Source organism: Streptomyces sp. NPDC046985 (assembly GCF_040644415.1).
GTDB lineage: Bacteria > Actinomycetota > Actinomycetes > Streptomycetales > Streptomycetaceae > Streptomyces.
Window position 1 is genome coordinate 348,099 of the sequence record NZ_JBEYWK010000003.1, and the last position, 15,601, is coordinate 363,699.

12 protein-coding genes are annotated in these 15,601 nt (G+C 71.0%); 11 read left to right on the forward strand and 1 reads right to left on the reverse strand.

The genetic code is table 11. From position 1 onward, the window contains the following. Nucleotides 1-32: 32 nt before the first annotated feature. Together ABZ861_RS06050 and clpX are read left to right on the forward strand one after the other, a co-directional pair. Entirely contained in the window at nucleotides 33-785 is a 753-nt protein-coding gene (locus tag ABZ861_RS06050; protein ID WP_361624351.1) for an ATP-dependent Clp protease proteolytic subunit, read from the forward strand. Nucleotides 786-952: 167 nt separating this feature from the next. Then, a complete protein-coding gene (clpX, locus tag ABZ861_RS06055; protein WP_361624354.1) occupies nucleotides 953-2,239 on the forward strand; it encodes an ATP-dependent Clp protease ATP-binding subunit ClpX in 1,287 nt (428 codons plus the stop codon). A 111-nt stretch (nucleotides 2,240-2,350) separates the two neighbouring features. Here the strand turns inward: clpX and ABZ861_RS06060 are convergent, their stop codons facing one another. Further along, nucleotides 2,351-3,391 carry a hypothetical protein gene (locus ABZ861_RS06060; RefSeq protein ID WP_361624357.1) on the reverse strand — a complete coding sequence of 347 codons (1,041 nt, stop codon included), beginning with the start codon at nucleotides 3,389-3,391 and terminating at the stop codon, nucleotides 2,351-2,353. A gap of 136 nt (nucleotides 3,392-3,527) precedes the next feature. On the opposite strand from ABZ861_RS06060, the gene ABZ861_RS06065 reads away from it, so the two are divergent. The 9 genes from ABZ861_RS06065 to rodA all read left to right on the forward strand — a co-directional run bounded on the left by ABZ861_RS06065 (nucleotide 3,528) and on the right by rodA (nucleotide 15,382). Further along, nucleotides 3,528-6,152 (forward strand): valine--tRNA ligase, encoded by a 2,625-nt coding sequence (locus ABZ861_RS06065; protein ID WP_361624360.1) that lies wholly within the window; start codon nucleotides 3,528-3,530, stop codon nucleotides 6,150-6,152. 114 nt (nucleotides 6,153-6,266) lie between these two features. Beyond that, the gene (locus tag ABZ861_RS06070) at nucleotides 6,267-7,796 is read left to right on the forward strand and encodes a folylpolyglutamate synthase/dihydrofolate synthase family protein (RefSeq protein WP_361624363.1); all 1,530 of its coding nucleotides are present in this window, start codon (nucleotides 6,267-6,269) and stop codon (nucleotides 7,794-7,796) included. 6 nt (nucleotides 7,797-7,802) lie between these two features. Continuing rightward, entirely contained in the window at nucleotides 7,803-8,168 is a 366-nt protein-coding gene (locus tag ABZ861_RS06075; protein ID WP_361624366.1) for a DUF4233 domain-containing protein, read from the forward strand. A 64-nt stretch (nucleotides 8,169-8,232) separates the two neighbouring features. Then, nucleotides 8,233-8,646, forward strand: a complete 414-nt coding sequence (gene ndk / locus ABZ861_RS06080) for a nucleoside-diphosphate kinase (RefSeq protein ID WP_361624369.1) — start codon at nucleotides 8,233-8,235, stop codon at nucleotides 8,644-8,646. Between the two features lie 331 nt (nucleotides 8,647-8,977). Then, nucleotides 8,978-9,997, forward strand: a complete 1,020-nt coding sequence (locus ABZ861_RS06085; protein WP_361624372.1) for a rod shape-determining protein — start codon at nucleotides 8,978-8,980, stop codon at nucleotides 9,995-9,997. A gap of 167 nt (nucleotides 9,998-10,164) precedes the next feature. Then, nucleotides 10,165-11,136 (forward strand): rod shape-determining protein MreC, encoded by a 972-nt coding sequence (mreC, locus tag ABZ861_RS06090; protein ID WP_361624375.1) that lies wholly within the window; start codon nucleotides 10,165-10,167, stop codon nucleotides 11,134-11,136. 15 nt (nucleotides 11,137-11,151) lie between these two features. Then, nucleotides 11,152-11,832 (forward strand): rod shape-determining protein MreD, encoded by a 681-nt coding sequence (gene mreD / locus ABZ861_RS06095; protein ID WP_361624378.1) that lies wholly within the window; start codon nucleotides 11,152-11,154, stop codon nucleotides 11,830-11,832. Between the two features lie 83 nt (nucleotides 11,833-11,915). Further along, nucleotides 11,916-14,186: a penicillin-binding protein 2 gene (gene mrdA / locus ABZ861_RS06100; protein WP_361624381.1), complete on the forward strand. Its 2,271-nt coding sequence runs from the start codon at nucleotides 11,916-11,918 to the stop codon at nucleotides 14,184-14,186. Then, nucleotides 14,183-15,382 (forward strand): rod shape-determining protein RodA, encoded by a 1,200-nt coding sequence (gene rodA / locus ABZ861_RS06105; protein ID WP_361624384.1) that lies wholly within the window; start codon nucleotides 14,183-14,185, stop codon nucleotides 15,380-15,382. Before mrdA ends, rodA begins: the two co-directional genes overlap by 4 nt. Nucleotides 15,383-15,601: the final 219 nt, after the last annotated feature.

The window sequence follows — 15,601 nt, forward strand, 5'->3', positions numbered from 1 at the left end:
GCCGACCGCCCAGCCCCCTTCCAGGAGACATCGTGAACGACTTCCCCGGCAGCGGCCTCTACGACCTCCCGCACCGCCTCCAGGGCGCGGGAGGCGCCCCCAGGGCCCAGTACACCGGCCCGACGGCCCAGTACACCGGCCCGACGGCCCAGTACACCGGCCCGACGGCCGAGTCCCGCTACGTCATCCCGCGCTTCGTGGAGCGCACCTCGCAGGGCGTGCGCGAGTACGACCCGTACGCGAAGCTCTTCGAGGAGCGCGTGATCTTCCTCGGCGTCCAGATCGACGACGCCTCCGCCAACGACGTCATGGCGCAGCTCCTGTGCCTGGAGTCGATGGACCCCGACCGGGACATCTCGGTCTACATCAACAGCCCCGGCGGCTCCTTCACGGCGCTGACGGCCATCTACGACACGATGCAGTTCGTCAAGCCCGACATCCAGACGGTGTGCATGGGCCAGGCGGCCTCCGCGGCCGCGGTCCTGCTGGCCGCCGGCACCCCGGGCAAGCGCATGGCCCTGCCGAACGCGCGGGTGCTGATCCACCAGCCCTACAGCGAGACCGGCCGGGGCCAGGTCTCCGACCTGGAGATCGCCGCCAACGAGATCCTGCGGATGCGCTCGCAGCTCGAGGAGATGCTGTCCAAGCACTCCACCAGGCCGATCGAGAAGATCCGCGAGGACATCGAGCGCGACAAGATCCTCACGGCCGAGGAGGCGCTGGAGTACGGGCTGATCGACCAGATCATCTCCACCCGGAAGATGAACAACGCCAACGTCCGCTGAGCGGACGACCACCCGCCCGTCGCTCCCTGGCACGGTCACGGCGAAGCGAACCGTGCCAAGGGGGGCCCGGACGGGGGGCCCGGCAAGGTACCGTCGACATAAGGCAGCACCAGGAGCCGCTGGACTCAACGCGTCCAGGCGTCTCCCAGGCGAAGGGGAAGCACACCGTGGCACGCATCGGTGACGGCGGCGATCTGCTCAAGTGCTCGTTCTGCGGCAAGAGCCAGAAGCAGGTCAAGAAGCTCATCGCAGGGCCCGGTGTGTACATCTGCGACGAGTGCATCGACCTCTGCAACGAGATCATCGAGGAGGAGCTCGCCGAGACGAGCGAGGTGCGCTGGGAGGAACTGCCCAAGCCCCGCGAGATCTACGAGTTCCTCGACGGGTACGTCGTCGGCCAGGAGGCCGCGAAGAAGTCCCTGTCGGTCGCGGTGTACAACCACTACAAGCGCGTCCAGGCCGGGGAGAACGGCGGCGGCCAGGGCCGCGAGGACGCCATCGAGCTGGCCAAGTCGAACATCCTGCTGCTCGGCCCCACCGGGTCCGGCAAGACCCTGCTGGCGCAGACCCTGGCCCGCATGCTGAACGTGCCGTTCGCCATCGCCGACGCCACCGCGCTGACCGAGGCCGGCTACGTGGGCGAGGACGTGGAGAACATCCTCCTGAAGCTGATCCAGGCGGCCGACTACGACGTCAAGAAGGCCGAGACCGGGATCATCTACATCGACGAGATCGACAAGGTCGCCCGCAAGAGCGAGAACCCGTCGATCACCCGGGACGTCTCCGGCGAGGGCGTCCAGCAGGCCCTGCTGAAGATCCTGGAGGGCACCACCGCCTCGGTCCCGCCGCAGGGCGGCCGCAAGCACCCGCACCAGGAGTTCATCCAGATCGACACGACGAACGTGCTGTTCATCGTGGGCGGCGCCTTCTCGGGCCTGGAGAAGATCATCGAGGGCCGGGCGGGCGCCAAGGGCATCGGCTTCGGCGCGACGATCCGCTCCAAGCGGGAGCTTGAGGCCAAGGACCAGTTCGAGGAGGTCATGCCGGAGGACCTGGTCAAGTTCGGCATGATCCCGGAGTTCATCGGCCGTCTGCCGGTGATCACCAGCGTGCACAACCTCGACCGCGAGGCCCTGCTCAAGATCCTCGTCGAGCCGCGCAACGCGCTGGTCAAGCAGTACCAGCGCCTGTTCGAACTCGACGGCGTGGAGCTGGACTTCGAGCGCGAGGCGCTGGAGGCCATCGCCGACCAGGCCATCCTCCGCCAGACCGGCGCCCGCGGCCTGCGCGCCATCATGGAGGAGGTGCTGATGTCGGTGATGTACGAGGTCCCCTCCCGCAAGGACGTGGCCCGGGTCGTCGTCACGGCGGACGTCGTCCGCTCCAACGTCAACCCGACCCTGATCCCGCGCGACGCCCGCGGCCGGGGCTCGGGCGAGCAGAAGTCCGCGTAGCCGCCCCGGCGCCGCGCGCGAAAGAGCGAGACGCGAAAGAGCAAGAGAAGGGCCCTGGTCGGTCGACCGGGGCCCTTCTCTTGCGCCGGGCGTCAGCCCTTGAGCCGGGCGTCAGCCCTTGACGCGGACGTCCGTGCGGAACTTCGCGGTCATCTCCGCGGCGCCCGGCAGGTCAGGGCTCTTGCCGGTCATGGCGCCGGCCATGTCCACGTGGATGATCACACCGATGGTGCTGTGGTCGCCCCAGATGCACACCGGCATGTGGATCTCGCCGGGCCCGGAGGAGGCGCCGGAGGAGGAGTCCCCCTTCACCTTCATCTCCTGGCACTTGAGGACCGCGCCGTCCAGGCCGCTGGGCCGGTACGCCTTCGGGCTGCCCACGACCTCGCCGCCGCCCTCCTTCGCGGCGTTCTTCCGCGTCTCGGCGAACATGCCGTCGACGACCTTCTCCGGGTCGTCGATCTGGCCGTACACGCCCATGAAGTTGATCATCTTCAGGGCGAGCGGGTTGCTCTTGTCCCCCGACTGGTAACCGGCGTGCACGTCCTGGGCGTTCTTCACCCCGTGCTTCTCGGCGTCCTGGACGTCGCTCTTGTCGAAGCCGCCGCTGTCGGAGTCGCCGGTCTTCTTGTAGGCGCCGGCGAGGACCGCCCCGGGCGTCGTCAGCTTGTGCGGCCCGTCGTCCGCGACCGAGCCGCCGCCGCTCCCGGCGGTCAGGAAGTAGACGGCCACCGCGATCGCCGCCACGACCGCCACCGCTCCGACGACCAGGCCGGTCTTCTTCTTGCCGCCGCCGGGGGCCGGGGGCTGCGGGGCCGCGCCGTAGGGCGGCTGCTGGCCATAAGGGGGCTGCTGCCCGTGCGGCGGCTGCTGGCCGTACGGGTGGGGCTGACCGTACGGGTCCGGCTGGGGCGGGACGCCCTGCGGGGCCTGCTGGGGGTAGCCGTAGCCGGGCTGCGGGGCCTGCTGGGGGTAGCCGTAACCGGGCTGCTGCGGCGCGGGCGGGACGCCCTGCGGGGGCTGCTGCGGATAGCCGTAGCCGGGCTGTCCGGGCGGCGCCTGCGGGGGCTGCTGGCCGTAGGGGCCCGGCTGACCGTACGGGCCGGGCTGCTGGGGCTGCCCGCCGTACGGGCCCGGCTGCTGGTAGCTCATTCCTCGGTTCCCCTCCGGATGCTTATGCGTACCTGACATCCTGGCGCAGCCGGGGCGGCCGCAGGGGGCCGGGGCGCCCACCGTTACACGAACAATCCGGTTCGGGACACGCCGGTGACCCCTCTAAACTGGCCCCGTGACCGACAACGCTCAGCAGCAGCCGCCAGCGCCCGCCACCGAACTGCCGACCCAGTACGCGCCGGCCGAGGTAGAGGGGCCGCTGTACGAGCGCTGGGTGGAGCGGGGCTACTTCGAGGCGGACGCGTCGAGCGACAAGCCGCCGTACACCGTCGTCATCCCGCCGCCGAACGTCACGGGCAGCCTGCACCTGGGCCACGCCTTCGAGCACACGCTCATCGACGCGCTCACCCGCCGCAAGCGCATGCAGGGTCACGAGACCCTGTGGCAGCCCGGCATGGACCACGCGGGCATCGCCACGCAGAACGTGGTCGAGCGCGAGCTGGCCAAGGAGGGCAAGTCCCGCCACGACCTGGGCCGTGAGGCGTTCGTCGAGCGCGTCTGGCGGTGGAAGGCCGAGTCCGGCGGGCAGATCTCCGGGCAGATGCGCCGCCTCGGCGACGGCGTCGCCTGGTCCCGCGAGCGCTTCACCATGGACGAGGGGCTCTCCAGGGCCGTCCAGACCATCTTCAAGCGGCTCTACGACGACGAGCTGATCTACCGCGCCGAACGCATCATCAACTGGTGCCCGCGCTGCCTGACGGCCATCTCCGACATCGAGGTCGAGTACCAGGACGACGACGGCGAGCTGGTCTCGATGAAGTACGGCGAGGGCGACGACGCCCTCGTCGTCGCCACGACCCGCGCCGAGACGATGCTCGGCGACACCGCCGTCGCCGTCCACCCCGAGGACGAGCGGTACCGGCACCTGGTGGGCCGCCAGATCAGGCTGCCGCTGACCGACCGCTCCATCCCGGTCGTCGCCGACGAGCACGTCGACCCCGAGTTCGGCACCGGCGCCGTCAAGGTCACCCCGGCCCACGACCCGAACGACTTCGAGATCGGCCGGCGCCACGGCCTGCCGTCCCTCACCGTCATGGACGAGCACGCCGTCATCACCGCGCACGGCCCGTTCCAGGGCCTGGACCGGCTGGAGGCCCGCTCCGCGATCGTGGCCGCGCTGCGCGCCGAGGGCCGGATCGTCACCGAGAAGCGGCCCTACGTCCACTCCGTGGGCCACTGCTCGCGCTGCAAGACCACCGTCGAGCCGCGCCTGTCCCTCCAGTGGTGGGTCAAGGTCGGCCCGCTGGCCAAGGCCGCCGGCGACGCGGTCCGCGAGGGCAAGGTCGCCATCCACCCGCAGGAGATGGAGAAGCGGTACTTCGACTGGGTCGACAATCTCCACGACTGGTGCATCTCGCGGCAGTTGTGGTGGGGCCACCGCATCCCGGTCTGGTACGGCCCGGACGGCGAGGTCGTCTGCGTCGGCCCGGACGAGGCGCCCCCGGCGGGCGAGGGCTGGCGCCAGGACACCGACGTCCTCGACACCTGGTTCTCCTCCGGCCTGTGGCCCTTCTCCACGCTCGGCTGGCCCGAGCAGACCGACTCGCTCGCGAAGTTCTACCCGAACTCCGTCCTGGTCACCGGCTACGACATCCTCTTCTTCTGGGTCGCCCGGATGATGATGTTCGGCCTGTACGCGATGGACGGCGTCCCGCCGTTCCACACCATCGCCCTGCACGGCATGGTCCGCGACCAGTTCGGCAAGAAGATGTCCAAGTCCTTCGGCAACGCGGTCGACCCGCTGGACTGGATGGACGAGTACGGCTCCGACGCGCTGCGGTTCACGCTGGCCCGCGGCGCCAACCCGGGCGTGGACGTGCCGATCGGCGAGGACTGGGTCCAGGGCTCGCGCAACTTCGCCAACAAGATCTGGAACGCCACCCGCTTCGCCCTGATGAACGGCGCGACGGTCCAGGGGCCGCTGCCGGAGGCCGCGCGGATGTCGGCCGCCGACCGCTGGATCCTCTCCCGGCTGAACTCGGTCGTCGCCGAAGTCGACGCCCACTACGACGACTTCCAGTTCGCCAAGCTGTCCGACGCGCTGTTCCACTTCGCCTGGGACGAGGTCTTCGACTGGTACGTCGAGCTGTCCAAGACGACGTTCCAGGCGGGCGGCGAGGCGGCCGAGGTGAGCAAGCGGGTCCTGGGCGAGGTCCTGGACGTCACCCTCCGGCTCCTGCACCCGGTGGTCCCGTTCGTCACCGAGACGCTGTGGACCGCGCTCACCGGCGGCGAGTCGGTCGTCATCGCCGACTGGCCGGCCGACAGCGGCTTCCGCGACGCCGGGGCCGAGCGGGAGATCGAGTCGCTCCAGTCGGTCATCACCGAGGTCCGCCGCTTCCGCGCCGACCAGGGCCTCCAGCCCGGCCAGCGGGTCCCGGCCCGCCTGGCGCTGGACGGCACCGCGCTCGCCTCGCACGAGGCCGCCATCCGCCAGCTCCTGCGCCTCCAGCCCGAGGGCGAGTCCTTCACGGCCACGGCCACCCTGCCGGTGGCCGGCGCGGAGGTCGCCCTCGACCTCTCCGGCACGATCGACGTGGCCGCAGAGCGCAAGCGCCTGGCCAAGGACCTCGCCGCCGCGGAGAAGGAGAAGGCCCAGGCGCACGCCAAGCTCGGCAACGAGGCGTTCCTCGCCAAGGCCCCGGACCAGGTCGTGGACAAGATCCGCACCCGGCTCGCCAAGGCGGACGAGGACATCGCCCGGATCGCCGCCCAGATGGCGCGGCTGCCCCAGGCGTAGCCCCGCCCCGGCCGCGCAGGGCCCCGGCGCCGTCGTGCTCCGGGGCCTTCCGCCTGCCTGGGCGGCGGCACGAGGCGGCACGACGGTGCCTGACCGCGTACGTAGACTGGGCCTGTGAACGACCTCCCCCCGAACGACGACAGCGACCAGGCCGGACCCGGAGATCCCCTCGACTCCTTCGAGGAGATCGTCTCCGCCAAGACCGACCGCGACCCCGACCTCGCCGTGATCGAGGCGGGCAGCCGCACCCTGCGCACCCAGGGCGGCCCGCCGGACGCGGACGTGCCGGGGCGCCCGGAGGACCCCGAGGTCGACAAGGCGCTGCGCGAGGTGGAGGCCGAACTGGCCACGCGCTGGGGCGAGACCAAGCTGGAGCCCTCGGTCAGCAGGATCGCCGCGCTGATGGACGTGCTCGGCGACCCGCAGCGCTCGTACCCCTCGATCCACATCACCGGCACCAACGGCAAGACCACCACCGCCCGCATGATCGAGGCCCTGCTCGGCGCCTTCGAGCTGCGCACCGGCCGCTACACCTCGCCGCACGTGCAGTCGGTCACCGAGCGGATCAGCCTGGACGGGGCCCCGGTCTCCGCCGAGCGGTTCGTCGAGACGTACCGGGACGTCGAGCCCTACGTCCAGATGACCGACGCCGCGCAGGAGTACCGGCTGTCCTTCTTCGAGGTGCTGACCGGCATGGCGTACGCCGCCTTCGCCGACGCGCCGGTGGACGTGGCCGTCGTCGAGGTGGGCATGGGCGGGAGCTGGGACGCGACCAACGTGATCGACGCGGGCGTCGCCGTGATCACGCCCATCGCGCTCGACCACACCGACCGGCTCGGCGAGACCACCGGCGCCATCGCCGCCGAGAAGGCCGGGATCATCAAGCAGGACGCCACCGTGATCATGGCCCAGCAGCCGGTGGACGCGGCCCAGGTGCTGCTGAAGAAGACCGTGGACGCGGGCGCCGCCGTGGCCCGCGAGGGACTGGAGTTCGGCGTCGTGTCCCGTCAGGTCGCCGTGGGCGGCCAGGTGGCGACCCTGCGCGGACTGGGCGGGGAGTACCCCGACGTCTACCTGCCGCTGCACGGCGCCCACCAGGCGCACAACGCGGTCGTGGCGCTCGCCGCCGTGGAGGCGTTCTTCGGCGTGGGCGCCCAGCACGCGCAGACGCTGGACCCCGACACCGTCCGCCGGGCGTTCGCCGCGGTCGGCTCGCCGGGCCGCATGGAGGTCGTGCGGCGCTCGCCGACCGTGGTGCTGGACGCCGCGCACAACCCCGCCGGGGCGCAGGTCACCGCGGAGGCGGTGCGCGAGGCGTTCGACTTCAGCCGGCTGATCGGCGTGGTCGGCGCGAGCGCCGACAAGAACGTGCGCGGTCTGCTGGAGGCGTTCGAGCCGCTCTTCACGGAGGTCGTGGTGACGCAGAACTCCAGCCACCGCGCGATGAACGCCGACGAGCTGGCCGCCGTCGCCGTGGAGGTGTTCGGCGAGGACCGGGTCCAGGTCGAGCCGCGGCTGCCGGACGCGCTGGAGGCGGCGATCACGCTCGCCGAGGAGGAGGGCGAGTTCGCCGGCGGCGGCGTGCTGGTCACCGGTTCCGTCATCACCGTCGGCGAGGCCCGACTGCTGCTGGGGAAGGGCTGACGTCCCATGCGCACGCTGTGTTCCTCGACCCTGCTCGGCGAGTTCTTCGTCATCGGCTTCGCCGGGCTGGTCGCGATGAAGGACCCGCACCTGTCCACGGCGGCCGTGTGGACGGTCAGCGGCGTCGCGATGGCGCTGTGCGTGCTGCTGTGCGGCATGGTGACGCGGCCCGCCGGGGTGGCGCTCGGCTGGGCGCTCCAGATCGCGCTGATCGCCTCCGGCGCGGTGCTGCCGACGATGTACTTCCTGGGCGCGGTGTTCGCCGGACTGTGGGGGGCCTCGGTGCACTTCGGCCGGAAGGTCGACGCGGCCAAGGCGCGGCACGCGGCACGGGCCGCCGAGGCCGGCTCCGCTCCGGCTGACGCTGCGTGACGGCGGCGGTGACACGCCCTGTAACCTCGTGCCACCGCACCTCAGCAGGAGAAGGAGTCCTCCCGTGACCCAGCGCACCCTCGTCCTCCTCAAGCCCGACGCCGTCCGTCGTGGCCTGACCGGCGAGATCATCGGCCGCATCGAGCGCAAGGACGGCTGGCGGATCACCGCGCTGGAGCTGCGCACGCTGGACGCCGACACGCTGGAGCAGCACTACGGCGAGCACAAGCGCAAGCCCTTCTACGAGCCGCTGGTGGCCTTCATGTCCTCCGGCCCGGTGGTGGCCATGATCGTCGAGGGCGACCGGGTCGTCGAGGGCGTCCGCGCGCTGGCCGGTCCCACCGACCCGATCGCCGCCGCGCCCGGCTCGATCCGCGGCGACTACGGGGTGATCGTCCGGGAGAACCTGATCCACGCCTCCGACTCCGAGGAGTCCGCCGAGCGCGAGGTGAAGATCTTCTTTCCCGGGCGCGCCTGATCCCGTAGCCTTCGGCCATGACCGAGCCATCGGCCATGGCTTCTCTTTCTGACGTATCGTCAGGACGCTGGCGTGCGTGACCTGGGCGGCCGTGGAAACGGCCGCCCAGGGGCACATGGGCGATGCCGATCGGGGGAACGCGTGCCCCCGATGGACCGTCTCCACGAGCGAGGCGGTACGCCATCTGCTGACAATGGCGAAGACCCTCGCGCAGTGTTCGTGCAGGCGCGTCTACGATGGAAGCCTTCACGTCACCGCACCCACCTCGCCGCACCTGAAATGCCCTCAGAAGCTCCCAGGGAAGGCCAGACGAATCCTGATGGGGAACTCAATGTCGTTCATCGGCCGTGACATGGCTGTCGACCTCGGGACCGCCAACACGCTGGTGTACGTCAGGGGTCGCGGGATCGTACTCAACGAACCGTCCGTCGTCGCGATCAACACGAACACCGGCGGCATCCTCGCGGTCGGCGCGGAGGCGAAGAAGATGATCGGGCGCACGCCCGGCAACATCGTCGCCGTGCGCCCCCTCAAGGACGGTGTGATCGCGGACTTCGAGATCACCGAGCGGATGCTCCGCTACTTCATCCTGAAGATCCACAAGCGGCGGTATCTGGCGCGTCCGCGCGTCGTCGTCTGCGTGCCCTCCGGCATCACCGGCGTCGAGCGCCGTGCCGTCATCGAGGCGTCGTCCCAGGCCGGCGCCCGCCAGGTGCACATCGTCGAGGAGCCCATGGCCGCGGCCATCGGCTCCGGCCTGCCGGTCCACGAGGCCACGGGCAACATGGTGGTGGACATCGGCGGCGGCACCACGGAGGTCGCGGTCATCTCGCTCGGCGGCATCGTCACCGCCCAGTCCATCCGCGTCGCGGGCGACGAACTGGACAACGCGATCATCCAGCACGTCAAGAAGGAGTACAGCCTTCTGCTGGGCGAGCGCACGGCCGAGCAGATCAAGATCACGATCGGTTCGGCGTACGACCTCGACTCCGACGAGCACACCGAAATCCGCGGCCGGGACCTCGTCTCCGGACTGCCCAAGACCGTCGTCATCTCGGCCGCCGAGGTGCGCAAGGCGATCGAGGAGCCGGTCAACGCGATCGTCGACGCGGTCAAGACCACCCTCGACAAGTGCCCGCCGGAGCTGTCCGGCGACATCATGGACCGCGGCATCGTGCTGACCGGCGGCGGGGCGCTGCTGCGCGGTCTGGACGAGCGGCTGCGCCGGGAGACCGGCATGCCGATCCACATCGCCGAGGACCCGCTGGACAGCGTGGCGCTGGGCTCGGGCAAGTGCGTCGAGGAGTTCGAGGCGCTCCAGCAGGTCCTGGACGCCCAGCCGCGCAGATGACGCGAGGCGCCGGGTCCGCCGCACGAGACGACCCGCTCTCGTGCGGCGGACCGCTGACGTAGCCGACGTCACCGCACAAGCCCCCGCACCCGGTTCCCTCGGACCCGCGCTCCGCGCCCGCCCCTGGGGCCACTCGATCTCCTACGAGGAAGGCACGGCCGCCGCACGTGAGGGACACGAAAGAGAGCCGGCTGCTCCTGGTACTGCTGGTCGCGATCGCGTTCGCGCTGATCACGGTCGACATCCGGGGCGGCGAGAACTCCCCGGCGGACGGCGCCCGGCAGGCCGCCGCCGCCGTCTTCGGCCCGATCGAGAGCGGCGTGTCCAGCGCGGTCAACCCGGTCGGCGACGCGGTCTCCGCGGTCCGCGACTCCGGCGACCGGCACGACCGGCTCGCCGCCCTGGAGAAGGAGAACGCGGCCCTCAAGGCCAAGCTCGGCAGCGACGACCGCAACCGCAGCCGCCTGCGGCAGTTGGACCAGATGCTGAAGCTGTCCGGCGACGGCCAGTACGGCATCAAGGGCGCCCAGGTCATCGCCATAGGAGCCGCCCAGGGCTTCTCCTGGACCATCACCATCGACGCCGGCGCCGCCGACGGCATCCGCCGCGACATGACCGTCCTCAACGCCGACGGCCTGGTCGGCCGGGTCACCACCGTCGGCCCCGGCTCCTCCACCGTGCTGCTCGCCAACGACCCCGACTTCACCGTCGGCACCCGGCTGGAGGGCAGCGACGAACTGGGCTTCGCCTCCGGCCAGGGCGACCGGCCGCTGCGCGTGCAACTGCTCAACGGCAAGGCGGACGTGAAGAAGGGCGACCGGCTCGTCACCTTCGGCTCGCAGGGCGACAAGCCGTTCGTGCCCGGCGTCCCGGTCGGCGTCGTCTCCCGGCTCGACCCCACCGGCGGCGACCTCACCCGCACCGTCTACGTCACCCCCTTCGTCGGCTTCACCAAGCTCGACGTGGTCGGCGTCGTCGTCCAGGCGCCCAAGAAGGACCCGCGCGACGAGGTCCTGCCGCCCAAGCCCAAGCCGACCCCGACGCCCACGGTGACCGTGACGGCCACCCCCAGCCCGACTGACGGCGCCTCACCGGGGCGGTCCGACGAGCGGTCCAACGCCGACGACCAGCAGCAGTAGGAGCGAGAAGTCCCCATGCGTCTCAACCGGATCCTGCTCTCCAGCTCACTGGTCGTCGTCGCCCTGGTGGTCCAGGTCAGCGTCCTGGCCCGGCTGCACCTGCCAGGCGCCGTCCCCGACCTGCTGCTGCTCACCGTGCTGGCCCTGGCCATGGTCTACGGCCACGTCGGCGGCGCCCTGATCGGCTTCGGCGCCGGCCTGCTCGCCGACCTCGCCCCGCCCGCCGACCACGCCGCCGGCCGCTACGCCCTGGTGCTGTGCGTCGTCGGCTACCTCGCCGGGCTCATCAAACCCGAGAACGGCCAGGTCAAGTCGGCCCTCGCCCCGATGGCCACGGTGGTCGCCGCCGCCCTCGGCTCCACCCTGCTCTACGCGCTGGTCGGCGCCCTCGTCGGCGACACCGCCGCGCGGCACGTCGGCCTGGCCGGGCTGCTGGTCAGCGCCGCCGTCTACGACCTGCTGCTGGCCCCGTTCGTGGTCCCCGGCGTCATGTGGCTGGCCCGGCGCTCCGAGCACGACCCGCTCACCGAGACCGGCGCCGCCTCCAAGCAGGCCACCGACATCTCCTCCGGATGGCTCTCCGCCGGGACCGGGCTGCGCGTCGGCGGCCAGCGCGGCGCGCTCAGCGGGCTCAAGTCCCGGGCCCGGGTCCGCACCGCGCGGGTGGGCCGGATCAAGGGAGTCAAGCGGCTGTGACCACACGTCCGCGAACCGTCCCCGGGGCTCGCCGCCTCGCCGGACACGACCCGTACACGCACTGAGAGGGGGAGGCAGCACCCGTGACCAACATTCCCGAGACCGGCCGCAGCCCACGCGTCCAGACCCGGCTCGTCGTCATCCAGATCCTCGTCCTCTCCCTGCTCGGCACGCTCGGCGGCCGGCTGTGGTACCTCCAGATCCGCGAGGGCGCCTACTACCAGCGGGAGGCGTCCGGCAACCACGTGCAGCAGGTGGTCCAGCCCGCCGTGCGCGGCTCGATCCTGGACGCGCGCGGCGTCCCGCTCGCCGACAACGAGCCCCGGCTGGTGGTCTCCGCCTCCCGCACCGACCTGCTGAAGCAGAAGGACGACGGCAAGGCGGTTCTCGCCAAGCTGGCCGGCGTCCTCGGCATGAACCCGCACGACGTGCAGCAGAAGGTCCGGCTGTGCGACGCCAAGACCCCGCAGCCGTGCTGGAACGGGTCGCCGTACCAGCCCATCCCGATCACCGACAAGGCCACCGCGCGGCAGGCCCTGGAGATCCGCGAGCGCGGCGAGGACTTCCCCGGCGTCACCGCCGAGCCGGAGGCCGTGCGCCGCTACGCCGGACCCGGCAAGTCCAACACCGCGCAGGTCCTCGGCTACCTCTCCCCGGTCACCGACGACGAGATCCAGAAGGCCAAGGACACCTCCTCGCCCTACCTGCGCTCCGACATGGTCGGCCGCTCCGGCCTGGAGCGGCAGTACGACGCGCAGTTGCGCGGCAAGGCGGGCGTCACCCGCTACGAGGTCGACAACCTCGGCCGGGTCATCGGCAAGGCCAAGGCGGACGCCGCGCAGTCCGGCGCCAACCTGGTCACCAGCATCGACTCCCGGGTCCAGCGGGTCGCCGAGTACGAGCTGGACAAGGCGATGAAGGCCGCCCGCCAGCAGCACGACAACAACACCGGCACCAACTACAAGGCCGACTCCGGCGCCGTCGTCGTGATGGAGGCCAAGACCGGCCGGGTCGTCGCCATGGCGTCCGCGCCGACGTACGACCCCAACGTCTGGGTCGGCGGGATCTCCGCCAAGGACTACAAGGCGCTCACCGGCAAGGACTCCGACTACCCGCTGCTGAACCGGGCGATCCAGGGGCAGTCCGCGCCCGGTTCGACGTTCAAGGTGGTCTCCACGGCCGCCGCCATCGAGGCCGGCTACGACTTCAACGGCGACTACCCCTGCACCAGCTCCTATTCGGTCGGCGGCCAGGTCTTCAAGAACTTCGAGGGCGAGAACTTCGGCCCCATCTCCCTGGGCCGGGCGCTGGAGGTCTCCTGCGACACCGTCTTCTACGGCCTCGCGGACAACCAGTGGAAGAAGGACGGCGGCATCAACCCGAAGAAGGGCCAGCCCAAGGACTACTTCTTCAAGGCCGCCCACCAGTTCGGCCTCGGCAAGCAGACCGGCCTGGACCTGCCCAACGAGCTGACCGGCCGCGTCCCCGACCGCGAGTGGAAGCTGCGGTACTGGCAGGCCAACAAGGACGCCTGGTGCAAGAGCGGCAAGAAGGACGGCAGTTACGTCGAGAAGATCGCCTGGGAGAACTGCCTCGAAGGCAACAAGATGCGCGAGGGCGACGAGATCAACTACTCCATCGGCCAGGGCGACACGCTCGTCACGCCGATCCAGGAGGCCGTGATCTACGGCGCGATCTCCAACGGCGGCACCCTGTACACCCCGACCCTCGGCAAGGCCGTCGTCAGCGCCGACGGCAAGCACGTCGAGGAGATCAAGCCGCGCTCGCACGGCAGGCTGCCCATCGACAAGGCCACCCGCGACATGATGGACCAGGCGCTGGCCGGCGTCGCCACCCGCGGCACCGCCGCCTGGAAGTTCGCCGGCTGGCCGCAGGACAAGATCCCGCTGCACGCCAAGACCGGCACCGCGGAGGTCTACGGCAAGCAGACCACGTCCTGGCTGGCCACCTACAGCAAGGACTACTCGGTCGTCATGACCATCGCCCAGGCCGGCACCGGCTCCGGCGCCTCCGGTGAGGCGGTGCGCAACATCTACAGCGCCCTGTACGGCGTCCAGGCCGACGGCGCCGTCGACGGCAAGAGGGCGCTGCTGCCGACCCCGCAGAAGGGCCTGCCGAAGATCCAGCCGGACGGCACGATCCCGGCCCCGAAGATCCCCGGCGACCCGGCCAAGGACCAGGAGAAGGTGGCCAAGAAGGTCGCCGACCAGGGACCGGCCGCCCCCGACGACCAGCAGACGGGCGGCGCCGCCTCGCCGCCGACCAGCAACCGCGACACCCGCAGGCGCCCGCGCGGCGGGCGCGGCCGGGGAAGCCGGAGGACGACCGCATGACCGGCGCGAACAGCTTCTCCGTCTCCGGATACGGACCCCGGCGGGCCGGCTGGACCCGGCTGCTCGCCCGGGACTCGGTGGCCCGCCGGCTGGACTGGCCGATGCTGCTGTCCGCGCTCGCGCTGTCCGCGATCGGCGCCCTGCTGGTCTTCTCGGCCACCCGCAACCGCACCGAGATCAACCAGGGCGACCCGTACTACTTCCTGATCCGGCACACGATGAACACCGGCATCGGGCTCGCCCTGATGATCGGCGTGATCTGGCTGGGCCACCGCGGCCTGCGCAACGCCGTCCCGGTCCTCTACGGCCTGTCGGTCTTCGGCATCCTGCTGGTGCTCACCCCGCTCGGCTCCACCGTCAACGGCGCGCACTCCTGGATCGTGCTCGGCGGCGGCTTCTCCCTCCAGCCCTCGGAGTTCGTGAAGATCACGATCATCCTGGGGATGGCGATGATGCTGGCCGCCCGGGTCGACGCGGGGGACAAGCCGTACCCCGACCACCGCACGGTCCTTCAGTCGCTTGGCCTGGCCTCGGTGCCGATCCTTATCGTGCTGCTCATGCCCGACCTCGGGTCGGTCATGGTCATGGTCACCATCATCCTCGGCGTGCTGCTCTCCTCCGGCGCCTCCAACCGCTGGGTCTTCGGCCTGATCGGCGCGGGGGCCCTCGGCGCGCTGGCCGTCTGGCAGCTCCACATCCTGGACGCGTACCAGATCAACCGGTTCGCGGCCTTCGCCAACCCCAGCCTCGACCCGGGCGGAGTCGGCTACAACACCAACCAGGCCCGCATCGCCATCGGCTCCGGCGGACTGACCGGCGCGGGGCTCTTCCACGGCTCCCAGACCACCGGCCAGTTCGTGCCCGAGCAGCAGACCGACTTCGTCTTCACGGTGGCCGGCGAGGAGCTGGGCTTCCTCGGCTCCGGCCTGATCATCGTCCTGCTCGGCGTCGTGCTGTGGCGGGCCTGCCGCATCGCCCGCGAGACCTCCGAGCTGTACGGCACCGTCGTCGCCGCCGGGATCGTCGCCTGGTTCGCCTTCCAGGCGTTCGAGAACGTCGGCATGACCCTGGGCATCATGCCGGTCACCGGCCTGCCGCTGCCCTTCGTCTCCTACGGCGGCTCGTCGATGTTCGCGGTCTGGTTCGCGGTCGGCCTGCTCCAGTCGATCAAGGCCCAGCGGCCGATGTCCGCCTAGGCGGTTCCGTCCCGGGAGGCCGTGGACGGGGGAGCCGGGTCCCGGCTGAGGGGCCTTGAGCGCGGGAGGTGTCCTGAACGGGGGAGGCGTCTTGAACGGGTGAGGTGCCTTGAACGGGTGAGGCGTCCTGAACGGGTGAGTCGTCTTGAACGGGTGAGGCGCCGGTGGCTTCAGCCGGTGAGGCTCCGCGTCCCTGCGCCGTCCGGGGCCCGCACCGTC

Excerpts from the sequence above, each read along its gene's own strand:
- rodA (WP_361624384.1), top strand. The coding sequence starts at position 14,183 with ATGACCGGCGCGAACAGCTTCTCCGTCTCCGGATACGGACCCCGGCGG.
- ABZ861_RS06060 (WP_361624357.1), bottom strand. The coding sequence starts at position 3,391 with ATGAGCTACCAGCAGCCGGGCCCGTACGGCGGGCAGCCCCAGCAGCCC.
- ABZ861_RS06085 (WP_361624372.1), top strand. The coding sequence starts at position 8,978 with ATGTCGTTCATCGGCCGTGACATGGCTGTCGACCTCGGGACCGCCAAC.
- mreD (WP_361624378.1), top strand. The coding sequence starts at position 11,152 with ATGCGTCTCAACCGGATCCTGCTCTCCAGCTCACTGGTCGTCGTCGCC.
- ABZ861_RS06075 (WP_361624366.1), top strand. The coding sequence starts at position 7,803 with ATGCGCACGCTGTGTTCCTCGACCCTGCTCGGCGAGTTCTTCGTCATC.